Here is a 23,554-nt window from a genome sequence, read left to right as displayed (position 1 = left end):
TAAACCCAATGGAGCGCCTTTTTGGACGCCATATCGACCAGCACACTATTAATTATTCTTGTTGTTCTTCTGATCATTTCTGCCTATTTTTCAGGCTCAGAAACCGCCATGATGTCCCTAAATCGATACCGCTTAAAGCATCTTGCTTCTAAGGGACACAAGGGAGCCCTACGCGCCATGAAAATGCTAGAGCGCCCAGATAGACTCATTGGCCTTATTCTTATCGGCAATAATCTGGTTAATATTTTGGCTTCAGCCATCGCGACAATTATCGGTATACGCCTCTTTGGTGATCTCGGTGTCGCCATTGCTACCGGCGTGTTGACCTTAGTGGTATTAGTCTTTGCCGAGGTCACACCTAAGACCATCGCCGCCTTGCATCCAGAACGGATTGCTTTTCCTTCTAGCTTTCTTCTAAAGTGGCTACTGCTGATCCTTAGCCCATTAGTAAAAGCGGTCAATTTCATCACCTCTGGTTTTCTGCATCTGTTAGGGATCCGCTCGGTGCGAACTTCTGATGCCCTCAGCCAAGAGGAGCTCAGAACCGTGGTTCATGAAGCTGGCGCGCTGATCCCAAGACGTCACCAGGAAATGCTGTTATCGATTATGGATCTGGAGAAGGTCACGGTCGAAGATATTATGATCCCGCGCTCTGAACTGTTTGCCATTAATATCAATGACGATTTTAAAAGTATCACCAAGCAAGTGATCCACAGTCCACACACTCGCGTGCTGCTGTACCGCGATAATATTGATGACGCGGTAGGTTTTGTGCACTTACGTGATGCACTGCGATTGCAATCGAAAAATCAATTCAGTAAATCATCCTTGCTGCGTGCAGTAAAAGAACTCTACTTTGTTCCCGAAGGCACACCGCTTAATGTGCAGTTGAGTAACTTTCAACAAAATAAAGAGCGTACAGGCCTGGTCGTCGATGAATATGGTGATATACAGGGGTTAGTGACCTTAGAGGATATACTCGAGGAGATAGTTGGCGACTTTACAACCTCTCCAGAACCAACACCGAGTGAAGAGATAAACCAACAGCCAGATGGCAGTTTTCTTATCGAAGCTTGCATCAATATTCGAGAGTTGAATAAAGAGATGAAGTGGGACTTCCCCACCGACGGACCTAAGACACTCAACGGTCTTATTGTCGAGTACCTAGAAGATATCCCCCCCCGCTATACCAGTATGCGTATTTCAGGCTATCCCATCGAAGTCGTCGATGTGGCTGAGAACATGATCAAAACCGTTCGTATCATGCCGCTGCATTATATGGAACCTGAAAAGGCTGCCCGATAGCAGCTAACTAGAGCACTCACTAAAGAGGCGTGAATGCGCCTCTTTGTATCTAATACCAGTCGGTATAAAATCAAAGATTATCAACTCGCTAGCTTTCTTGCAGCTTCGAGTTCACGGCGTTTAGTAATAGCCAACGGTGTGATCTCCTCTTCGAGCGATTTTTCCCAACCAAACATAAAGTAAAGTTCAGCCATTAGAAAGAAAGGTCCAATTAATAACTGATTCAGATCATCGACAAACGCAGGCTTGGCCTTCTCGTATTTATGTCCAATAAGCTGGAACACCCAACCAACAACAAACACACCGATAGCAATCCACAACGCACCTTGCACCTGGGCAACTAAATGAGAAGTATAGAGCACTGGCACGATAAACAGGGCTAAGCCAATCGCCAGCTGCGCGTGCAGCTTGAAATAATAGATAAGAACGCCAATAGCAAAGGCCGTCGCCACATTGATGCTAATCGCAGGATCATCCCAAGCGAAGAAATTAATAGGGATAAGATTTAGCAGTAAGAATATTGACCAGATGATCAAGGGCACCCCAACAAAATGAGTCCTGATATTCTTCGGATTCAGGTGGACACTTTTATAGGTCGATAACTGCTCTTCGGCGGATTTCATCAGCTCTTCTCCAAGGGGGGCTTAAATTAGTCATAGCGATTGTGATTAAACGTTTCAGATATCTGACGCGACTCTAGGCTTCAAACTCTAGGACCTAGCCGCTAACAAACACTAAACGTGACACTCGTCACATTCATTACTAACCTAATCCATTTCTAAATTCATTAATAGAGTAAAAATTCAAAACTATCTGCCGCGAATCGAAATTGATGTCCTCCAGCTGAATACCTCGAACGAGTTGGCACGAAGTGATACAAAAATTGACATCGACACAGAGAACAAATGACAAACTACAATATTAATTTGTTTTAGCTGCCCAAACTCAACTATATTAAATAAAACAAAACAAAATCAATATATAAGCATTACATGAATGAAACCTACAGGCATAAAAGAGTTACAGAGTCAGACACAACTCTAAACGCTATCCTCGATTTAATCGTAGAGGGGACATGGGACTGGAACGGTGAAACGGGTCATGTCACAAGAAGCCCAGGATGGTATCGCATGCTGGGCCATGAAATAGGAGTATTTCAAGAGAACGTTTTTACTTGGGAAAATATCATTCATCCCGATGACTATAAAAGAGTCATGGCACACTTTGAACAATACATCAGTGGACAATCTCCTCAATACCTTATCGAATATCGCTGTAAGAAATCTGATGGCAGCTACCTATGGATTGTCGATCGAGCCAAGATCTTGGCGTATAAAACCGATGGTACAGTGGCGAGGATGATAGGCGCACACCACAATATTCATGACAAAAAGCTAGCAGAAGATGAGGTCAAGAAACTCAATAAACTTTTACAGCAAGGTAATATGTCACTGGAAAACTTAACCAAGATAAAAGCGAAAAAACTGCAAGAAAAGAACCAAGAACTTGAAACGAAAATCAAAGAGGTTGATCTTCTTTCCAATATTGACCCACTCACCTCTATCGCTAACCGAAGAAGCTTTGAAAAAGAGCTAAGCAAAGAGCTGTTACGTTCAAGAAGGTACAACCATCCTCTATCTTTAGCCATTTTTGACATAGATCTATTCAAAAATGTCAACGACACCTACGGCCATCAGATAGGCGACGTTATCCTGCAGAAATTGTGCAAGCTGATATCCGATAATATCAGAGAGTTAGACTTTTTTGCTCGATGGGGAGGTGAAGAGTTTGTCTTGATATTTCCAGAACTAGCAATAAAAAAAGCACTCATTGCGACCGATAAACTCAGAAAGATAATCAGCCAATTTGAGATAGCACCTAATCTGTATATTACCTGTAGTTTTGGAGTAACCGAATGCACAGATAATGACTCGATAGAAGATCTATTTCAGCGCATAGATAACTCACTGTATCAAGCCAAAAGCAATGGCCGCAATAGAGTCGAAAGCCGATAAAATCTAGCGTTCTGCATTCACATCATGCTAGCCGTTCCCCTTGTGAGAGACATGGTATGCTCAATTATCTTAGCGCCCTCTACCCCATTTCCGTGGCCAGGGAATACTAGCTTCACATCGGCATACTTAGTTTTTACTTTACTGGCAGCGTGGTACCAGTTGCCTAAGTCAGCATCACCAGTCCAACCTAGGTGACTCGTTTTATTTGACTTCAAGAAGCAGCCACCGATAAGTATTTGTTCATCTGGTAACCAGACAACCAAATTATCCATGCTGTGGCCTGAGCCTGGAAAAAATGCCTCAACCTTGCCTTTTAGTAGCTCGAAATTATTGCCCAAAAACGTATGATTCGACGTTGGTTTTTTATCTTGTTCGAGTAGAGTATTGGTCAGCTCCGATGCATAGGTAACTACGCCTTTTTTATCTAAATACCCTAAGCCTGCTGCGCTATCTGCATGATAATGAGTCACCAGAGCCCCTCTTAGTGTTAAGCCTTTAATTTTCAGCCAGTTCATCAGATCTGGCATGTCAGAAACATTCCAGGGGGTATCGATAAGGTAAGCATCTTTGTTATCAATATAGATAAATGAGTTTGCGCCCATCTTTACCGCAGGCTTATCTGCGCTAAGCTTTACTTCTTGATAAGACCTCACCAAATATAGTGTCGATGACACCATTTCAATATCAATCACCTCAGAGGACCAATCGGTTTGATTCGCCCCCTTTAGCTCAATAGCATGACTTGAACTGATACTCATTATAAATAGCAGGATAGATGTAGGAATAAAGAATGTACGAGTCGCGGAAAGAAAAAAATGGTACGTTGAAGCTATCAAGCTCAAGCATTTATACATAACAAGATCTTATCGGTAAAGGGTCCCCTAATATAGCGTTCAATAGTGGCAAAATTATAGCGCGATAATGGCAATCTGCTGTTTTGATTGATAAGCCCTCAAGATATCCAGCAACAATACGCACAAAACTCCCGAAGGCACGGATAAGGTCGCTTATGAATGGGTATTGGACATATCCTTTCTACCCAATATCTGCCAGCTATACAAATATGTTCTCATGCTCCATTACAGCTAACTCCAACTATAATTATCTTTCATAGTTCATCAACCAGCAGATCCTTAATGGAGGATTCAAGATGTTATTTCTTATCTATTGGGAATTAAATGAAGAGACTGACGCAATGACTAGGTTACAGGCAGCTGAAAAGCTAGCCGCAGCCGAGCTATTCCCACCTCAAAACGTAGAAGTAATCAGATTTGATGCAACACCAGATCTATGGGGAGTAACCATAGTAGAAGCGAGTGATGTAGAGAGTATTTCCAATGTCATCAACTCATGGCGTATCGCCTGCCCAGGAATATTTAAGTCCACCAAAATTTCCCCTGCACGCCCAGTACAAGAAGCCATGGCCTCAGCAGCAGAAATGATTAAAAAGCTAAGTTAGCAACAAAATGAGGATCGTAGCCAATTATGCAATTGGCTACATTCAACATTTTTATCTGAAGATAAATTCGGAAAGAGAATCTGCTTGTGAATAGTCCCGTGTAGATGCGTCTCGCAGAACCTTCTCAAAGTAAAGAATGCACAAACCCGCTGGAGGCGATTAACTCATATGGAGTTTAGACTTCATTCGAAGCTATCAGCTCCTGGGGGTATATTCCCCAACACCAATCCACTTATAAGTGGTCAGCGCTTCTAGCCCCATAGGGCCACGAGCATGCAATTTCTGGGTACTTACCGCCACCTCGGCACCGAGACCGAACTGGCCGCCATCGGTAAATCGAGTACTGGCATTAACATAAACAGCAGCCGAGTCCACTTGATTAATAAAGTGCGCCGATGCATGAATATTGTCAGTTAAGATCCCTTCCGAATGTCCACTGGAATAAGTTCTTATATGGCTTATTGCCCCCTCTATATCATCAACCACTTTTATGCCCAAGGTCAGCGACAGCCACTCTTGTGCATAGGTGTCTTCAGTGGCGGTTTCGACCGTAACACCCAGCTTTTTCGCTATCGCTTCGGCTCTATCACAGGCATAAAAACTCACACCCAGCGCGGCAAGCTTCTGGTACAGCTTAGGGAGCATCACTTCAGCGATATCTTGATGAACTAATGTCGTATCGAGCGCATTACACACAGTTGGGCGCTGTACTTTGGCATTGGCAATCACATCCAATGATTTTTCTATGTTTGCATCTTTGTCTGCATAAAGATGACAGATCCCAATACCGCCTAATATAACCGGGATAGTCGCCTGCTCGGCGCACAAACGCTGTAAGTTTGGTCCACCACGTGGCACGATCATATCGACATAGTTATCAAGCTTAAGTAAACCCGATACTAAACTGCGATCAGGGCTTTGGATTAGCTGCACACAATCTGCAGGTAAACCTTGAGAGGTGATTGCCGAGCGAATGGCTTCGCTCAAAGCCAGATTTGACTGCAGCGTCTCTTTACCGCCACGCAGTATCACTGCATTACCGGTTTTAAGCGCTAATACCGCAATATCAACGGTGACATTGGGACGTGCTTCATAGATAACACCAATCACACCAAGAGGTACACGTCGACGAGATAAGCGTAATCCATTATCTAAGAGTTGGCTCTCTAACTCTGTGCCGACAGGATCGGTCAGGTTTATCACATTATCGATATCGCCGATCACCGCCTTAAGACGAACCTCATCGAGTAACAGACGATCTATCATCGCATCATTAAGGCCATTAGCTTTCGCCGCGATAACATCTTTAGCATTGGCAGCAATAATAAGCTCACTCTGCTCTGTTAAGCTAACAGCAATGGCTTTCAGTAACCCTTGCTTCTGTGAGCCATTCAAACAGGCTAAAGAGTAGCTCGCCTGCTTAGCCTGTTTTCCTAATGCTTGAAGGTACACTTGGTTATTCTCAATCACGTCTCATCACCCTAAATGTTAAAAGGACCTAGCATCTAGGACCTAATTCTGTTCCTTTTAAAGTACGACCATATCATTACGGTGAACGACAGCGTCACCATAGTCATACCCAAGCAGGGATTCAATATTATCTGAATGCTCACCTGCGATTTTAATCAGATCTTTAGCACTATAACGGCTCATGCCTCGGGCATATTCTTTACCGTCTCGGCCGATTAGCTGCAAGGTCGCCCCGCGGTCAAATTCTCCCAGCACTTGAATAATGCCTTTAGAAAGTAAGCTACGTCCTTTTTGGGTTACAGCCGTTACTGCACCGTTATCGAGCATAAGTTTACCTTTCGTCGCTTGGCCCGCTAAAATCCACTGTTTGCGACTCTCTAAAGGATTTTCTAAAGCTGTAAAATGTGTCCCTACAGGCTCTTTACAAACTGACTTCTGTATCACCTGTGGATGATGACCTGATGCAATTACCACCTCAACGCCCGCTCTACGGGCAATATCGGCGGCTTCAAGTTTTGTCGCCATGCCGCCAGTCCCCAAACCAGAGACTGCACCACCCGCTAAAAGCCGTAAACTATCATCAATATTAACCACTTGTTTAATTAGTTTTGCATCGGGATTGGAGCGTGGATCAGCATCGAATAAACCTTGCTGATCGGTCAGTAATATCAGTAAGTCAGCATCACACAAAAGCGCTGCACGAGCAGAAAGGTTATCATTGTCACCAACCTTAATCTCATTGGTTGCCACTGCATCATTCTCATTAATGATAGGGATAATTCCGTGAGCAAGCAGTGCGTTAAGTGAGTCTCTTGCATTGAGATAACGCTCACGGTCATGAAGGTCGGCGCGAGTCAGCAAGAGTTGGCCGACATGTAAACCGTAGATACTGAAGAGTTGTGACCAGGCTAAAATTAACTGGCTCTGACCCACTGCTGCTAGCAACTGTTTATTGGCTACAGTGTCGGGGAGTTCGGGGTAACCTAGATGCTCGCGACCCGCTGCGATTGCTCCCGATGTACACAAAACAACTTCAACGCCCGCTTTCATCAGCGCTGCCATCTGTCTTGCTAACTCAACCATGTGTGCTTTATCCAGTTGTTTACTACCAGAAGTCAGTACACTCGTTCCCAATTTTACCACTACGCGGCGGTAACCAATCTCACTTAAATTCATTGTCATTATATAAAACAGAGCCGAACTTAGCGTTATACCCAATCCTGAGAGTAAATGGTAGTCAGCAGGCAAAAAGAAGCGCTAAAATCATCAAATTATGAATAAAAGCCAAAATAAAAGGCCATACACAGTATGACCCTCAACGCACTCTAGATTATGGTATTCAATATTCACCTAACTAACCATAAATAAACTTGGCGATAAACAACGCGGCCAACACCACAACACCGACACTCAAATCTTTATATCGCCCACTCATCAACTTGATCACTGCATAAGAGATAAAGCCCATTGCGATCCCCGTAGCAATAGAAAATGTTAGCGGCATCAAGATACACACCACAACCACAGGTGCAGCTTCAGTCAAATCTTCCCACTCCACATGCACCAGACCTGACATCATCAGAATGGCCACATAAAAAAGTGTTCCCGCAGTCGCATAAGCCGGTACCATACCCGCTAGCGGTGAGATAAACAGTGACAGTAAGAAAAGCAAACCAACAACAACAGCGGTCAAGCCCGTACGCCCACCAGCACTTACCCCTGCAGTCGACTCAATATAGCTGGTCGTCGTCGACGTACCTAACATGGCTCCTGCAATGGTTGCGGTACTATCGGCTGTTAATGCACGATTTAATCTTGGCAGACGGCCTTTATCATCCAAAAAGCCACCACGCTGTGCCACGGCGACTAAAGTGCCGGAGGTATCAAACAGATCAACAAACAAGAAGGCAAATACCACCGACAACATACTGATCTCTAGCACGCTTGAGAGATCCATCTGCATAAACGTTGGCATAATTGAAGGAGGAAGCGATACCACACCTTGATATTGAACATCGCCAAATAATAGACCAAGAATGGTCACTGCAATGATGCTCACCACTACCGCAGATTTCATGCCACGCTGAACCATAGCAATGATAAGAAAAAAGCCTAATGCAGCCATGACTGCAGGAAATGCGGTAATATCCCCCATAGTGACTAAGGTGGCAGGACTCGCAACGACAATACCAGCACTCTTTAAGCCAATCAAAGCAAGAAATAAACCTATACCAGCTGCAATGCCAAACCGCAGAGACATGGGAATACTGTTAACAATCCATTCTCGAATTCTCACCAATGAAAGCACCAAAAAACAGATCCCAGACAAGAAAACAGCGCCTAATGCAGTCTCCCAGCTATAACCCATCTCACCGACAACCGTGTAGGTAAAAAATGCGTTAAGCCCCATCCCGGGTGCTAGTGCAATCGGATAATTGGCCACTATCCCCATGATAAAACAGCCAATAGCCGCCGCTAGACAGGTTGCTACAAATACCGCGCCATGATCCATGCCAGCATCGGCCAGCATCATTGGGTTAACAAAAATAATATATGCCATCGTCAGAAACGTCGTTAACCCGGCAACAACTTCTTGCTTCAATGTCGTCTGATTCTCTTTAAGCTTGAATAACTTTTCTAACATGAACCTCAGTTCCTTAATTTTTTTCGTATTGGAACGATCTATACCTATCATAATTATGTATAGGGGCTACATGTAGGTAAGCAGCACAGAACAGATAAGTGCCAAGTTTCATTGACGTTTGGGCAGATTATAGGGGGTTTGTATTGGAGAGGCTAGCGATGTTAAGCCTGTACTGTCGGCTAACAAGGATACTGTTTTTATTGAATTCCGGATAAAAAAAAGCCTGCTCAAAGAGCAGGCAAAGACTAATTCAAGTGTTCCTAAAGGAAAGAGTTTCCGCGCTAACAGTTACACTGGTGTATCGACTCACTTTGCAGAGCTTATCAATACACGACTTGAGTCTAAACATCCCCTAAGGGATAAGGGTCGATAGATGGTAACTAGCTTGCTATTAACAATAGCTAATAGAAGGGGCAGTTAACCCTTGTGATCTTTAACAAGATCAACCATTAAGGAGGGTTAGCCCTTAAAGGTCATTGCGTACAAGCCGCCACGTAAAGCATCGGTACAAAACCAAGTGTTCTGCCAATAAACGTGCTGCATTCCGGTATAAGACATAATTAATACTCCTAAACAAAGTTGTTATAAATACTCTAGTCAAACGTGTAAAACGCTTATCTAAGCGTGTTACCTCAGAGTCAACTTGTCGCTCGATTCCTTGGAGAGTTATCCGTCCTGGATAGACTTAGAGGTGGAAGGCGTCATTGCCTAACCAACGAGAAAGAGTATACCCGCAATGTAATTAAATTACAATAATTACTTTCAACCTATCAAAAACAAGTAAAAAACAGACGATTTACGTAATTTAATTACATTAAGATTACTATCGATATAGAAATTATGATTTTTTATAGAAGTGTCTGTTTGGGATAACTAATTAGGGACAAAAAAAAGCCCGCTCAATGAGCAGGCAACGACTAATTTCAAGTGTTCCAAAAGGAATGAGTTTCCGCGCTAACAGTTACACAGGTTTATCAATCAGATAATTCAACATAAATTGAATTACTTACCAATAAACCTCTTGAGTCTAAATATCCCAAAAGGGATTAAGGTTGATGGATGGTAACTAGCTTACTATTACTCTAAAGTTAAACCAGCTAATAAATAGCCAAGGAAACCGTTGAGCGATAGAAGGGGCAGTCAGCCCTTGAAGATGAAACAATAAGGAGGGTTAGCCCTTAAAGCTCATTGGGTACAGCCCGCCACGCAATGATTCGGTACAAAACCAAGTAGTTTGCCAGTAAACGTGCTGCATTCCTGTATAAGACATAGTCAATACTCCTAGAAAAGTTGTAATAAAATTACTCGCGTTTTTGAGGCTGTTTATCATAGTATTAACTGTAACAATCAGCTCAAACATAAGCAGAGTCAACTTGTCGCTCGATTCCTTGGAGAATTATCCTTCCTGGATAGACTTTATTGAAAGAGGCTGTTTGCCTAATCAATGCAGTCATTATAGTTAAATGTAGTTTTATTACAAGTATTATTTGATCTAGATTAATAAACATTAACTATTGCCACTTTACGAATGCAATATGCGTAACTTTACAACGAAATCACGTGATTTACGTATAAAAAACTAACTTATTAGATGGTAATCATATAAGCCTTTGAATGAATGGAGCGCCCACAACCCACTAATGGTGTGGTTGTGGGCGCTCCATAATGCGGATGGCCTTCGGTAGCGCTGCCTGCGATATCAAGATGACTGTTTCTCGAATTAGGGCATAGGCTTATCCGACCTAAGACCGTATGCACTCAAACCTGAAGCCTCCAGTAAAAATGCGGCTGGATACTGGTGACCACGTGCCTTAACAGATAATAGATACCCATTAACTCTTATCTATTACCTATTACCTATTACCTATTACCTATTACCTATTACCTATTACCTATTACCTATTACCTATTACCTATTACCTATTAATCATGTACTTACTAGAGGCATTAAATTATAGAGTCATGTACTTATATAAGCCAACTAGCGGTGTAGCTGTGGGCGCTCCATAAAGCGGATGGCCTTCGGTAGCGCTGCCTGCGATATCAACATGCGTAAAGGGCATAGGCTTATCCGACCTAAGACCATGGGCACTCAAACCTGAAGCCTCCAGTAGGAATGCGGCTGGATACTGGTGACCACGTGCGGTAACAGACGAAGGTCCATTATTCGATGAAAGTATATCTGCCGCTCCTGACGGGTCGACAATCTTGGCGTAATCTTCGCGTCGAAGTACTGATTGTTCGATAGGCTCGCCCCATGCACTTGCCTGCTCAGCAATACTGGCAGCGACGCCAGCTTGTCTCGCAACACCATTTTCAACAGTAGCGGTATAACCACCGAAACAACGCACCACATGGCCTGTTAAAGTTGCTACAGAAAAGAGCTCTGGTTTGACGGCTTTTTCTGCTTTTATACGTAAATGCGATAATAGGTCAGCTAATACTAGACGCCCCTCTGCATCGGTATTACCTATTCTGACACGGACACCAGCATGACTGACGATGATCTCATCGGTGACGAATGCCTCGCTACCAATACTGTTGCGTACTAACCCCAGCTCAGCGACAACTCGAATACCCTTAGGTTTAAGCATAGATAGCGTTTTCATCAGACCTGCAACGGCCGCGGCGCCACCTTTATCTCGGCTCATACCTGCCATACCACCAGCCACTTTGATGTCGGCTCCGCCAGTATCATAGATAACCCCTTTACCCGCGTAGAAATAAGTATGTGCTATCTCGCCTTCACCCACGTATTCAAGCTTAACAACACGTGGCTGATGTCGAGAAACTGCAAAGGATGAACGACCCACAGCGCTTAATAACGGATAATCCCGTTCTAAAACATCCCTGTCTTCAATAACGGATACATTTAGCCCTGAATCTTGATATGCGGCGATACAATAATCGGCAAACGCAGGAGCAGACATACGCTCAGGTTCAGTACCACACAGATCTCTAGCCAAATTCCTGCCTGTTTCAATCGCATTCAGACTCTGACTTGCGTTTGAAGCGTTAAATAGACCTATCGCCTCGAAAGCTGGGGTATCACCACTGGCTTCACGCCTTTCCAATGCTTGCCAGAGCTCTTGACCACAAGCCAGAGCGGCTACTTCAGTGGCAAACTCATAGCGAGTGTCATTGTTTTTAGCGACAATTAACAAAGGACGATTGGCACCGGCGTCTTTAGCGATGTTAATTCCAGCTCGTGCCGCATCGGCAAAGATACGCACATCCTCATAGTCATCTTGACTATTTTTTACTGGGGAGATAATCAAACGGCCCCCAGCTAATCCTGGTGCAAACAGTAGCGTTGGAGATTTGCCTACTCGCTTATCAATTTTAGCCCCGTGATCGGCCAATAATGTCACCTCATCAAAACCAGTCTGAGCAAGATCTGTAGTAACGATAACAAGAGCATCCCAGCCACTGCCTTCGAAGATTGCATTATCATCGAGTACATCAATAAAATTAACCTGAGCCATAAACCATCCTTTTGCTTGTGAATTCGTGTCATTTCATTCTGAAACACACTGATATAAAGTCTATAAAATCAGTAGGTTTAGAACGATAGTAATTATAATTATCAGATTTATTGGCTAGCATTATTCACCTAAGTGATGTTTATGCCAAGTGCTTATCCCCTTTTGATGGAAACTTTGTATGACACCCTTTACCCCCAACAAGGTTCTGTAAGCCAAACTTGCCATTTAGCTGTGATAGAATGTCGTCAAATTTAGCCTCAAAGTCGTAATTTTACGGGGAGTTATCAGTGACAGCATTAAGCCAATTACAACCTCAAGCCCTATGGCAATGGTTCGAACAGATCTGCGCGATCCCGCATCCATCTAAGCATGAACAAGCACTGAGCGCGCACATTCAAGCGTGGGCCAAAGACAAGCAGCTCGATCTCGTTGAAGATAAAGTGGGTAACCTCATTATCAAAAAGCCAGCGACCCCAGGTATGGAAAACCGTAAAATCGTTGCGCTTCAGGCTCATATTGATATGGTGCCGCAAAAGAACGCCGATACGGAACATGACTTTGAGAAAGATCCAATCATCCCTTTTATAGATGGTGAATGGGTTAAGGCAACAGGAACAACTCTAGGTGCTGACAATGGTATTGGTATGGCGTCGGCTTTAGCAGTGCTTGGCTCAGACAACATTCCTCACGGCCCCTTGGAAGTACTCCTCACTATAGACGAAGAAGCGGGTATGACAGGCGCATTTGGCCTTGAAGCTGGTTATCTAGACGCTGACATTTTGATCAACACCGATTCAGAGCAAGAAGGTGAGATCTATATGGGCTGCGCAGGCGGTGTTGATGGCCAAATTAGTGTGCCTATGGTTTGGCAGGCTCCTGAACCATCCAATTCAACCTTCACTTTGACCCTTTCAGGCCTCAAAGGTGGACACTCGGGTGTCAACATTCACTTAGGTCGTGGTAATGCCAACAAGCTTTTGGCTCGCTTCCTATTTAACTATGCCGATGAGTTAGCACTAGAACTCACCAACTTCACTGGCGGCTCCCTACGCAATGCCATTCCACGTGAAGCCTCAGTAAGCTTTATGCTGCCATCTGAGAATATCGCTAAACTTGAAACTCTGACAAAAGAATACCAAGCGCTAGTGAGAGAAGAGCTCGCCATTGCCGACCCTGACATGTTACTTGAATTTGCTGAAGTACCTGCCGCGACTCAGGTAATGAGCGAAGATGCTCAAAATATGCTTATTGATCTACTCAATGCTTGCCCTAATGGGGTTATCCGCATGAGTGATGAAGTTGAAGGCGTGACAGAGACCTCATTGAACGTGGGTGTGATTAGTACTGAAGCCGAGAGTGTTGAAGTACTCTGTTTAATTCGCTCTCTCATCGATTCCGGTCGTCAAGAAATTGAAAGCGTTTTAACTTCACTGAGCAACTTAGCCGGTGCTGAAGTTGAGTTTAGTGGTGCATATCCAGGATGGAAGCCAGACAGCAGTTCAGCGGTTATGGCGCTTGTGCGTGAAACTTATGACAGCATCTACAATAAAAAGCCAGTGGTTATGGTTATTCATGCAGGTCTTGAGTGTGGTTTATTTAAGAAGCCTTACCCTGAAATGGACATGGTATCGATTGGCCCAACCATTCGTTATCCCCACAGTCCAGACGAGAAAGTATTAATTGAAACCGTCGATCAGTACTACAAGCTATTATTAGCCGTTCTCGAGCGTATTCCAGAGAAAAGCTAAATAAGGTGTCGAGTTCCTAGGTGCTAGTATCTAGGAATTCGAACCTCCTTCCATGGCCCTAGCTACTCGAACCTAGCACCTAGTTACTTCTTAAAATCCCTTATTTTAAAATCCTAAGTCCATCTGAGACTCGTTCACCTGATTTTCTTCATTTTTCTTTACTTCAGTCTGACTCGCTAAACCAACCGATACACCCAATAAGCGTATTCCTCGACCCTGCTGTCGTTCAAGAGCTTGAGTCAACAAATCATAAAATAGTTTCACCGACATCTCATCAGACCTATGCTCTATCGTCGTCTGCTTAAAGTCATTAAACTTTAATTTGACCACTTGCTTATTGATGGTGCGATCTTTAGCACTGCGACTGACTCTGGCGCCTAACTCCTGAATAAGCTGAGGCATCACTGAGTGACACTGATCTAAACGATAAATGTCTTTCGCTAAGGTGGTCTCTACACCAACAGATTTACGCTCTCTATGGGGAGATATCTCCCGCTCATCGATGCCTTGTGCTCTTTCTATCAATACAGTACCAAATTTCCCAAATCGTTCAATAAGCTCAGCCTTAGGATAAGTCTGTAGCTCGCCACATGTTGTCAGTCCAATATCTTCAAGTTTCTTGCCCGTCACCTTACCCACTCCAGGGATCTTGCTCAGCGGTAACGTTTTCACAAAGGGAGAGATCATATCCGGGGTGATCACATATTGACCATTAGGCTTGTTTAAATCTGAGGCGACCTTAGCCAGAAACTTTACTGGGGCTATGCCGGCAGAGGCGGTAAGACCGGTTACCTCGAAGATCTCCTGTCTAATTGCTTCTGCTATTAAGGTTGCAGAGCCCTGACATTGACTACAATCAGTGACATCAAGATAAGCTTCATCGAGTGAGAGCGGTTCAATCAGATCCGTATAGCGAGAAAAAACGTCACGAATTTGGACAGAGACCTCTTTGTAAACCGACATGCGGCCAGGCACTAAAATAAGATCGGGACACAGCTTCAATGCATAGCCCGAGGCCATCGCCGAACGCACACCAAAAGCGCGCGCTTCATAATTACATGTGCTTATCACCCCGCGACGATCGCTCCTTCCTCCCACAGCAATGGGCTTGCCCCTTAACTCAGGAAAATCTCGCATCTCCACAGCGGCAAAATAGCAGTCCATATCGATATGAATGATTTTTCGCAAATTAGTTTCCAAAGCAGTTTTTAAAAATCAATGTCCAAATCAATGTCAAAACCATTGCCAAAGCACTCTTATAAACATTCTTCTAAACACTTTTATAAATGCTTTTCTAAACACTTTTCTTAAAATTAGTCTTCTTACACCACTATACTGTATATAAAAACAGTATCCAATAGAAATGAGAGTTACAGGATACTTTTGTTCGCTATATAAACAAAAATGCCATTAACATGACGTTAATGGCATTCATAAATTTATGGATTAGCTCAAAGGCTAAGCTCAAAGGCTAAGCTCAAAGGCTAAATTATCTTAAATGTTCAGCATGAAACTTCAAATGCTGCTCTATGAAGCTAGCAATAAAATAGTAGCTATGATCATAGCCTTCATGAGTCTCAAGCACTAAGGGATAGCCACTAACCTTAGCCGCTGCTTGTAACACTTCAGGTTTTAGCTGCTCAGCTAAAAAGTTGTCCGCTTCACCTTGGCTAACCATTGCAGGAACCAATGTTCCGCCATTTGACACTTTTGCATTACGCATCAACACGCTGGCATCATATTCAGACCAAGTGGCACTGTCTCGCCCTAAATAGGCCGTTAAAGCTTTTTGTCCCCATGGACAATTTATCGGGTTGCTTATCGGACTAAATGCCGATACCGACTGGTAAGCCTCACTATTACGCAGGGCTATCACTAATGCCCCATGGCCCCCCATCGAATGACCTGCTATTGCGCGTTTATCTGTTACCGGAAACATGGACTCGATTAATCTTGGTAGCTCATTAACTATGTAGTCATACATCTGGTAATGCTTGTTCCAGGGCGCTTGGGTCGCATTAACATAGAAACCGGCACCTTGGCCTAAGTCATAACCCTCATCATCGGCCACATCACTGCCTCTAGGGCTAGTATCTGGCGCAACGATAGCAATACCGAGTTCAGCAGCGAGACGCTGTGCGCCTGCTTTTTGCATAAAGTTTTCATCACTACAAGTCAAACCTGATAACCAGTAAAGTACCGGTACTTTCTGACCCCTTGATGCCTGCGGCGGCAAGTAAATAGCAAACCTCATCGCACAATTAAGACTCTGAGACTGATGGCTATACTGCTTGTGCCAACCACCAAAACTTTTATTACTACTGAGATTTTCTACTGTCATGTTCCATCCTTATTACTGCTGCTCGATTCCTGTGACCAGCTGATTAACAAGAATTTTGCAGCTGTAGGACTATTGATTAATCTATGGCCGAAGCAGTATTAACCGCTTCGAGCTCATCTATCTAAACGACTATATTGTGAAAGTGACGACTTATCAAAATACTATTTATCGAAATACTATTTATCGAAATGGATCACGGTACGAATGCTCTTACCTTCATGCATTAAGTCGAATGCATCATTCACTTGCTCAAGGCCCATGGTATGAGTGATAAAGTCACTTAACTTAAACTCACCTGCCAAGTAACGTTCAACATAATCAGGAAGCTCAGAGCGGCCTTTAACACCACCAAATGCAGAACCTCTCCATACACGACCAGTCACGAGTTGGAATGGACGGGTAGAGATCTCTTGCCCAGCACCGGCAACACCAATAACCACTGATTCCCCCCAGCCTTTATGACAACACTCGAGTGCCGAGCGCATCACGTTAACGTTACCGATACACTCGAATGAATAGTCGACGCCACCATCAGTTAACTCGACAATGACATCCTGAATTGGCTTGTCATAGTCTTTAGGGTTAATGCAGTCAGTCGCACCTAACTTACGTGCAAGCTCAAATTTACTCTCGTTAATATCAATAACGATAATACGAGCCGCTTTTGCCATAGTCGCACCTATGACAGCAGATAGGCCAATACCCCCCATGCCGAAGATAGCAACCGTAGCGCCCTCTTCCACTTTAGCCGTATTCATCACAGCGCCCATACCTGTGGTCACACCACAACCTAATAAACAGACCTCTTCTAGAGGCGCTTCAGGGTTGACTTTCGCTAGTGAAATCTCAGGCAGTACCGTGTACTCAGAGAACGTTGAGCAGCCCATGTAATGAAAGATATCTTTACCATCTTTAGAAAAGCGCGTAGTACCGTCGGGCATTAAGCCTTTGCCTTGTGTTTCACGAATTTTCTGACACAGGTTGGTTTTACCTGACTTACAGAACTTACACTCACCACACTCAGGGGTATAAAGTGGAATAACATGGTCGCCGACTTGTACGCTCGTCACGCCTTCGCCAATTGATTCGACAATCCCGCCACCCTCGTGACCTAAAATACAAGGAAAAATCCCTTCAGGATCATCACCAGAAAGTGTAAATGCATCGGTATGGCATACGCCGGTTGCGATCATTTTAATGCGCACTTCACCTTTCTGTGGTGGCATTACATCGACGATTTCCATAGAAAGTGGCTCACCGACTGCCCAAGCTACGGCCGCTTTTGATTTGAGTGTTTGTGCTGTCATTTTAACTCCTAAAAACAATAAGATTGAGTACTAAGAGTCATAATGTGACTCATTTTATTACTCACTGTGAAACCAGCTCAACCAGACGCTTGCTTCTGAATATGGGATAAGTATATCCCTCTATAAAAAAATGATAATCCCACTTATAGGTAAATTACCTTTACCATATGGTAATAATAGCCCTGTGTGATCACCTTAACTGACTGTCTTTACTGCCGCGGCGGTTATAACCAAGCTGCTTAGCCTGTTGGCTATCGAGCTCTGTCTGGCAAGCCACGCAAAGACGTACCCCAGGAACTGCATCTCGCCTTGCTTGAGGTATTTGTTCATCACATTCTTCACAATGACTTAAGCTTAAACCATTATTTAATCTATCTCTGGCTTGTGCCACCGCATCTGCAACGCTAGTGTCTATTTGATCTTGCACTGCACCATCTCTTGACCAGCCTCCGGCCATAATCTTCTCTCCTATTAGAGCTAACGCTTATCAGAACCTGATATTAATAGTTTTGGTTTCTGCGCTATTAGCCAGTAGGTCACACCTAAAGCGATTATTACTGCAGCTGAAGCCCAAACATATTCGGCCTCTACCTCTTTAAAATCTAATACGATGATCTTTCGTGATATCGCCATCAGTGCAGTGGCTATAACTATCTGAACATGGATCACTTCCTCTTTCAGGTAGATGGTAATATTTTGGAAAATTTCTATGGCAATAAGCACAGCGAGAAAAGAACCAAACAAGGTAAGTATGTCCCCCGAACTCAGTAGCCCATAGGGAGGTGTCACTATCTCTTTATATAGAGTGAGCCCAACATCTATCACCCCCCATAGAATCACTAAGGTCATCAGTACAGCCAATCCGCGGACTGCATAATGCACCACTTGGCCAAGCTTATTAATAATAGGTTCGTTATCAATTTTTTCCATGTAGCCTCCAAGGCAATACTGAGTTTCAGACGATTTGAATATGTTCAGCACCTTTTCCATTGACCAAATAAATAGAATTGAAACAATGGATATGTGCATGAGCTGATGGGAAGTATTATATTCATGATTGAAATAATGATAATCCACCAAATCATCAAATAACTTTTACCAGCAGGTAACAATAAAGTTATTATTTACTCTTGGTATATCGAGAGAACAAGAAAGGCAATTTAACCAAAGAGTTAGATTGGTATTGGTCAATGCTAAGGGAGAGCAGAGCTTAACACTTCTGTATAGGAGGCTCACTGAAATACAAAAACAAAAATGCCAGTCACATGATGACTGGCATTTAACCGTAAATCTTAGAACTTAGAACTTAGACCTTAAACTGCTGAATATTTTTTGAAAGTGCTTCAGTAACCTGTTGAAACTCGGTCAGACTACTCGATAGTGCTTCACTAGATGCTAGTGAGTCATCAGACAAGCCACGTACATTCTCTACATTACAGGCAATCTCTTCAGCGACAACTGCTTGCTGGCCAATAGCCGAGGTAATTTCAATCGTTTGCTGTTGAATAGCCGAAATAGCACCGGTAATACTTGTCAGGGCAGTTTCCACTTGAATGGTAAGCTCTTGGCCCGCATTAGCCTGATTGACTCCTTCCTCCATAACTTGCTCAGCTTGAAGGGCATTTTGTTGCAGAGTTTGAATTATTTCCTGAATGTTCGCGGTAGAATCTTGAGTGCGTGAAGCAAGCGTTCTCACTTCATCAGCCACCACAGCAAAGCCTCGTCCTTGCTCACCGGCCCGAGCCGCCTCGATAGCGGCATTAAGCGCTAACAGGTTAGTTTGCTCTGCAATTCCACGGATCACACTGAGTACTTCACCAATCTGCTCAGAGCTGGTTCTCAGATGGCGAACGACCTTAGCCGCTTCAATAACTTGAGTCGACAGTGACTGCATACCATCTGTTGCCTTGGCAACAATATCCATCCCTTCTTGTGATTCCTGTTGCGCTTTCTCAGCAAAATCACTGGCACGTTGGGCACTATTGGCCATCTCCTGGGAAGTATGTGCCATTTCAGTCGCTGCTGTAGCAACACTGGAGATCTCCTGCTTTTGTTGCGACACCGAATGTAAGGCCTTATCACAAATAGAAACAGCGCCGTTAACACCGGAGTTGACCCTTTGTGTCAGCTCACGGGTTTGCTCAAGCATCCCCTGAACTTTAGCTGCAAAACGGTTAAAGGCGTCCCCAAGTTTACCCAGCTCATCATCTCGGTCCATATGAATTCGCTTAGAGAGATCGCTGTCTCCTTGAGCAATATCTTCCATGGCTTCGAGTAAACGATTTATTTGACGTCTAAAAGGTAACAGCATCATCCAAACCGTAGCCCCAACCAATAACATGATCATAGTTGCCAGCAGAGTCGCATTCATCATCGCCTCGTTAACCGGCGCTTCGATCACATCATTGGGTAACATAAATGCAAGGTGCCATTGTTGCTGGGGGAAATTACCGCCAACACTGATATAGCTTACCCTCTGTTTAACACCTTTAAAGGTGACTTCCGCTACTCCTTGATTATTGCCATTCATAACACGACTCAACTGAGCAAAGCCTTGCGTATCATTAAAATAACTGTCTGCTTTACCGGCTTGTGAGCCTGGCTGAAATTGCTCAGTAAATCCTGGAAAATAAACCAGTTGACCACTTTGCGTGACCAAGAATGCTTGACCTTGACCCTGGTACTTCATTGATGCTAACAGCTCAGTGCCTATGGTATCAATTAAGATATCCATACCACCGATGCCAATAAATTCACCATTAGCATTATTTATCACAGACTTAACCGTGGCAGAGATTGAACCATCATTAGCGTCAACAGCAGGGTCAGTCACATACATACCATTTTTATTAATGCCCTCCTGCCACCAGGGACGCTTGTTTGTATAGTAATCTGCATCATTGTATCGACCATTAAGATCGAAGTACTCGAAAGTATTCGCCGAGCCGAAGAACACCGACTTGATATCACTGTCTGTCTTTGAGAAATGTTTGAAGTACTGGATCACCCGCTGATATTGGGTGTCATGATCTAAATTACTGAGACGGGTATCGTACTGACTAAACCAATCTAAGACCTGCGGAGAAGAAAAAACAGCATCAATCACCTTAGCTTTTGCAACAAAATAATTGGTGACTTCATTGGACTTTAGCTGAACAAGTGCAGAGAGATCTGCATCTATTTGTTTGCGAGTTCTATCACTTTCGCCACTGACTAAAAAAGCAGAAACCACAGCGAATAAAATGGCTAAAGCGCCGACAATGGCAAAGACTAACTGCAGGCTAAGTGAGCTTTTTAGCTGCTTCATGAAGGGTACCTTTCTTTTATTTTTATTATTAACTTATTAATCTATCAGAACTTGATTAACAATGAATAATTATCAGAAAATATTTAGTGAAAAGTGTTTTCTGATTTGTAAAAGAAGAGTGACAAAAAAGAGAAGTAATAAACTAACTCAAATGCTGAATCACGTATTTCAGCATTTGATTCTATTCTTATACGAGATGGTATTGTTAATACTAATTACATCTGTGACTGTAAGTAGTTTTGTAAGCCAACTCTGTCAATCAAGCCCAACTGCTTCTCTAACCAATACATATGATCAGACTCAGTTTCTTCAAGCAAGACTTCTAAGATTTCGCGTGTTTGGTAATCTTGCTTCACTTCGCATAGCGCAATCGCTTTGCGCAAGTTGTCGGCCACTTGATATTCATAATCAAGATCATTTTTTAGCATCTCTTGAGTATTTTTACCTATATTAAGTGGCTCACGACTAGCAACATCTGGGGTACCTTCTAAGAAAAGGATACGTTGTACTAATTTACCGGCATGAACTCTCTCATCATCAGACTCATGCGAAATACGAGTATGAAGCTCATTAAGCCCCCAGTCTTCGTACATCAGCCCATGAACAAAATACTGATCCATTGCTGATAACTCTCCGGTCAACAGCTGATTAAGTGTATCGATAACTTCTTGATTGCCTTTCATCTTAATATCCTATTTATCCATCTGTGACTGAAGGTAGTTTTGAATTCCAGTTAAACTAATAAGCTCTTGCTGGGATTCCAGCCAATCTAAATGCTCTTCTTCATCTTCAAGTAAGCCATCAAGCATGTCACGACTGACGTAATCCTGCTCTGATTCGCATATAGCAATCGCAGACCTTAGCGCTGAAATCTGCTCAGTCACCATCACCTTGTCACAAGACAGCATCTCTTCACTGTGCTCACCAATTCTCAGCTTTTCTAGCTGTTGTAAATTAGGTAAGCCTTCTAGAAATAACACCCGCTCAATGAGCTTATCGGCGTGCTTCATATCTTGAATAGACTTCTTATAGGCTTTGCTATCTAGCTTATCCAGGCCCCAGTGTTTAAACATACGGGCATGGAGGAAGTATTGGTTTATCGCAGTTAATTCGAAGGTAAGTATCTTGTTAAGTTGGGCAAGTACCTTAGGTTGACCTTTCATCGCATCGTCCTTTAATTGATAACATTGATCTAAATCAATTTTGAGAGACTAATACAAAATCGAACAGATTACAAATTATCGTTATATTTCAAGGCGATACAAATGATAACCTTTGTCATTTCTATTCTGGTTTTGATTTGAGCTGAAAGTAGTGCATTGAAAGGAGTTGTTGAAAGGAGTTGTTGAAAGGAGTTGTTGAAAGGTTTTATTGGGAAAACTAAAATATTTCGATATCGTCATCGAATTTATTTTCAGACAGGTGACCTTGAGACAGTAAGTCTTCATAGACTTCGACTCGATTTCGGCCAGTCTCTTTAATATGATACAGCGCCTGATCGGCTTTAACCAACAGACTACTGGCCTGCTCACCTGAGGTCACTGGCGTCACCCCCATTGAAACCGTGACGTTCAATTTTCGCCCATGAAACTGAGATAACTGAGATTGGAACGCTTGGCATTGTTCGAACATTTTCTGCTTAGTGCATGGTGCAAGCAGTAGCACAAACTCATCACCACCAAAACGGAACATAGCGTCATGGCGACTGAAAACACAATTCATCACCTTAACCAGATCCAATAAAATCTCATCCCCATAGAGATGACCAAAAGTATCATTAATTTGCTTAAATTTATCGATATCAAATATACATAGCCAGTGACGCTCTATTGTCTCTGGCTTTTCCCGAACAAGCTGAATAACGTTGGAGTCGGCAAGCTTCAACCTGCGCTCAAACGCCTTGCGGTTGAGCAAACCTGTCAACTCATCGGTTTCACACTCGATAACGATTGTCAGAAAATTTTCGTAGACTTTAGCAAAACCCTTGAGCAAATTAATATTCAGCTCGGTAAGTTGGCCAGCTTTGACCCACAACACCTTTACCGCACAACCATTTAACGTAATAGGGATAGCTATCTGAGCAGGAATGATATCTTTCGAATAACAAGCTGAAAGAGAGCTTATACATTTTACAAAACACGCAGAACCTTGCTCAATGAGAATATCATGATCGCCCTGCTCAATATTATTAGACACATGGCTGGAAAATTCGTCGGGTAAAACGATCTCTTCGAGTGCACTATGAGATATTTGTATGTCGAAAATTTTAGTATCTATCGGTTGAATAAACTGTTCAACGGTGGAGATGAGGCTTTGAGCCAGAGATTCTAATTGGCGCTGCTCTGTCAGTTGTACAAGTGAGTCTAGTATCACTTCGAGTTCAGATCTCATTGAATATCCATACTCTATTTGAGAAGAAGATAGTCGAAGTATAGTCAAAATGACAAAGACAGAAATACAGGCATAAAAAAAG

Annotated in this window: 19 protein-coding genes; 4 read left to right on the top strand and 15 right to left on the bottom strand. The window is 43.2% G+C overall.

Features of this window, described 5'->3' with window-relative positions; all coding sequences use genetic code 11:
• Positions 1-21 precede the first annotated feature (21 nt).
• Positions 22-1,305, top strand: a complete 1,284-nt coding sequence (locus FM038_RS05920) for an HlyC/CorC family transporter (RefSeq protein WP_195873215.1) — start codon at positions 22-24, stop codon at positions 1,303-1,305.
• An 80-nt stretch (positions 1,306-1,385) separates the two neighbouring features.
• Here FM038_RS05920 and FM038_RS05915 read toward each other — a convergent pair whose 3' ends face one another.
• Entirely contained in the window at positions 1,386-1,928 is a 543-nt protein-coding gene (locus FM038_RS05915; RefSeq protein ID WP_142872400.1) for an Mpo1 family 2-hydroxy fatty acid dioxygenase, read from the bottom strand.
• Positions 1,929-2,297: 369 nt separating this feature from the next.
• Here FM038_RS05915 and FM038_RS05910 point away from each other — a divergent pair, with 369 nt between their 5' ends.
• Entirely contained in the window at positions 2,298-3,320 is a 1,023-nt protein-coding gene (locus tag FM038_RS05910) for a sensor domain-containing diguanylate cyclase (RefSeq protein ID WP_142872399.1), read from the top strand.
• A 17-nt stretch (positions 3,321-3,337) separates the two neighbouring features.
• Here FM038_RS05910 and bla read toward each other — a convergent pair whose 3' ends face one another.
• The gene (bla, locus tag FM038_RS05905) at positions 3,338-4,078 is read right to left on the bottom strand and encodes a subclass B1 metallo-beta-lactamase (protein ID WP_142872398.1); all 741 of its coding nucleotides are present in this window, start codon (positions 4,076-4,078) and stop codon (positions 3,338-3,340) included.
• A 392-nt stretch (positions 4,079-4,470) separates the two neighbouring features.
• Here bla and FM038_RS05900 point away from each other — a divergent pair, with 392 nt between their 5' ends.
• Positions 4,471-4,779 (top strand): DUF3303 family protein, encoded by a 309-nt coding sequence (locus FM038_RS05900; protein WP_142872397.1) that lies wholly within the window; start codon positions 4,471-4,473, stop codon positions 4,777-4,779.
• 195 nt (positions 4,780-4,974) lie between these two features.
• Here FM038_RS05900 and FM038_RS05895 read toward each other — a convergent pair whose 3' ends face one another.
• The 4 genes from FM038_RS05895 to FM038_RS05875 all read right to left on the bottom strand — a co-directional run bounded on the left by FM038_RS05895 (position 4,975) and on the right by FM038_RS05875 (position 12,378).
• A complete protein-coding gene (locus tag FM038_RS05895; protein ID WP_142872396.1) occupies positions 4,975-6,249 on the bottom strand; it encodes a glutamate-5-semialdehyde dehydrogenase in 1,275 nt (424 codons plus the stop codon).
• Between the two features lie 57 nt (positions 6,250-6,306).
• Positions 6,307-7,425: a glutamate 5-kinase gene (proB, locus tag FM038_RS05890; protein WP_142872948.1), complete on the bottom strand. Its 1,119-nt coding sequence runs from the start codon at positions 7,423-7,425 to the stop codon at positions 6,307-6,309.
• 178 nt (positions 7,426-7,603) lie between these two features.
• Complete coding sequence (locus FM038_RS05885; protein ID WP_142872395.1) at positions 7,604-8,893, bottom strand: NCS2 family permease; 1,290 nt, start codon at positions 8,891-8,893, stop codon at positions 7,604-7,606.
• A 1,952-nt stretch (positions 8,894-10,845) separates the two neighbouring features.
• Positions 10,846-12,378, bottom strand: coding sequence for a M17 family metallopeptidase (locus FM038_RS05875; RefSeq protein ID WP_142872394.1), 1,533 nt, complete (start codon positions 12,376-12,378; stop codon positions 10,846-10,848).
• A gap of 287 nt (positions 12,379-12,665) precedes the next feature.
• Here FM038_RS05875 and FM038_RS05870 point away from each other — a divergent pair, with 287 nt between their 5' ends.
• Entirely contained in the window at positions 12,666-14,126 is a 1,461-nt protein-coding gene (locus FM038_RS05870) for an aminoacyl-histidine dipeptidase (RefSeq protein ID WP_142872393.1), read from the top strand.
• Positions 14,127-14,231: 105 nt separating this feature from the next.
• On the opposite strand, the gene dinB is transcribed toward FM038_RS05870, so the two are convergent.
• From dinB to FM038_RS05825, 9 genes are all read right to left on the bottom strand, one after another.
• Positions 14,232-15,314, bottom strand: coding sequence for a DNA polymerase IV (gene dinB / locus FM038_RS05865; protein WP_142872392.1), 1,083 nt, complete (start codon positions 15,312-15,314; stop codon positions 14,232-14,234).
• A 301-nt stretch (positions 15,315-15,615) separates the two neighbouring features.
• Positions 15,616-16,467 (bottom strand): S-formylglutathione hydrolase, encoded by an 852-nt coding sequence (gene fghA, locus FM038_RS05860; RefSeq protein ID WP_142872391.1) that lies wholly within the window; start codon positions 16,465-16,467, stop codon positions 15,616-15,618.
• A gap of 176 nt (positions 16,468-16,643) precedes the next feature.
• Complete coding sequence (locus tag FM038_RS05855; protein ID WP_195873214.1) at positions 16,644-17,774, bottom strand: S-(hydroxymethyl)glutathione dehydrogenase/class III alcohol dehydrogenase; 1,131 nt, start codon at positions 17,772-17,774, stop codon at positions 16,644-16,646.
• Between the two features lie 190 nt (positions 17,775-17,964).
• On the bottom strand, positions 17,965-18,231 hold the full coding sequence (locus FM038_RS05850) for a DksA/TraR family C4-type zinc finger protein (RefSeq protein WP_142872390.1): 267 nt from the start codon (positions 18,229-18,231) through the stop codon (positions 17,965-17,967).
• A gap of 20 nt (positions 18,232-18,251) precedes the next feature.
• Positions 18,252-18,704, bottom strand: coding sequence for a phosphate-starvation-inducible PsiE family protein (locus FM038_RS05845; RefSeq protein ID WP_185965763.1), 453 nt, complete (start codon positions 18,702-18,704; stop codon positions 18,252-18,254).
• Between the two features lie 376 nt (positions 18,705-19,080).
• A complete protein-coding gene (locus FM038_RS05840) occupies positions 19,081-21,081 on the bottom strand; it encodes a methyl-accepting chemotaxis protein (protein ID WP_195873213.1) in 2,001 nt (666 codons plus the stop codon).
• A gap of 215 nt (positions 21,082-21,296) precedes the next feature.
• Entirely contained in the window at positions 21,297-21,764 is a 468-nt protein-coding gene (gene bfr / locus FM038_RS05835; protein ID WP_142872388.1) for a bacterioferritin, read from the bottom strand.
• 9 nt (positions 21,765-21,773) lie between these two features.
• Entirely contained in the window at positions 21,774-22,244 is a 471-nt protein-coding gene (bfr, locus tag FM038_RS05830) for a bacterioferritin (RefSeq protein ID WP_142872387.1), read from the bottom strand.
• A gap of 217 nt (positions 22,245-22,461) precedes the next feature.
• Positions 22,462-23,472 carry a GGDEF domain-containing protein gene (locus FM038_RS05825; protein ID WP_142872386.1) on the bottom strand — a complete coding sequence of 337 codons (1,011 nt, stop codon included), beginning with the start codon at positions 23,470-23,472 and terminating at the stop codon, positions 22,462-22,464.
• Between the last annotated feature and the right edge of the window lie 82 nt (positions 23,473-23,554).

Origin of the sequence: Shewanella eurypsychrophilus (assembly GCF_007004545.3) — a bacterium.
Taxonomy (GTDB): domain Bacteria; phylum Pseudomonadota; class Gammaproteobacteria; order Enterobacterales; family Shewanellaceae; genus Shewanella; species Shewanella eurypsychrophilus.
Note: the sequence above shows the minus strand (reverse complement) of the source record. Positions and strands in the feature narration are given on the sequence as shown.

Coding starts and splice junctions, on each gene's coding strand:
- FM038_RS05910 (WP_142872399.1), top strand. CDS start 2,298: ATGAATGAAACCTACAGGCATAAAAGAGTTACAGAGTCAGACACAACT.
- FM038_RS05885 (WP_142872395.1), bottom strand. CDS start 8,893: ATGTTAGAAAAGTTATTCAAGCTTAAAGAGAATCAGACGACATTGAAG.
- FM038_RS05900 (WP_142872397.1), top strand. CDS start 4,471: ATGTTATTTCTTATCTATTGGGAATTAAATGAAGAGACTGACGCAATG.
- FM038_RS05915 (WP_142872400.1), bottom strand. CDS start 1,928: ATGAAATCCGCCGAAGAGCAGTTATCGACCTATAAAAGTGTCCACCTG.
- FM038_RS05825 (WP_142872386.1), bottom strand. CDS start 23,472: ATGAGATCTGAACTCGAAGTGATACTAGACTCACTTGTACAACTGACA.
- FM038_RS05845 (WP_185965763.1), bottom strand. CDS start 18,704: ATGGAAAAAATTGATAACGAACCTATTATTAATAAGCTTGGCCAAGTG.
- FM038_RS05875 (WP_142872394.1), bottom strand. CDS start 12,378: ATGGCTCAGGTTAATTTTATTGATGTACTCGATGATAATGCAATCTTC.
- FM038_RS05855 (WP_195873214.1), bottom strand. CDS start 17,774: ATGACAGCACAAACACTCAAATCAAAAGCGGCCGTAGCTTGGGCAGTC.
- proB (WP_142872948.1), bottom strand. CDS start 7,425: ATGAATTTAAGTGAGATTGGTTACCGCCGCGTAGTGGTAAAATTGGGA.
- bla (WP_142872398.1), bottom strand. CDS start 4,078: ATGAGTATCAGTTCAAGTCATGCTATTGAGCTAAAGGGGGCGAATCAA.
- FM038_RS05840 (WP_195873213.1), bottom strand. CDS start 21,081: ATGAAGCAGCTAAAAAGCTCACTTAGCCTGCAGTTAGTCTTTGCCATT.
- fghA (WP_142872391.1), bottom strand. CDS start 16,467: ATGACAGTAGAAAATCTCAGTAGTAATAAAAGTTTTGGTGGTTGGCAC.
- FM038_RS05850 (WP_142872390.1), bottom strand. CDS start 18,231: ATGGCCGGAGGCTGGTCAAGAGATGGTGCAGTGCAAGATCAAATAGAC.
- bfr (WP_142872387.1), bottom strand. CDS start 22,244: ATGAAAGGTCAACCTAAGGTACTTGCCCAACTTAACAAGATACTTACC.
- bfr (WP_142872388.1), bottom strand. CDS start 21,764: ATGAAAGGCAATCAAGAAGTTATCGATACACTTAATCAGCTGTTGACC.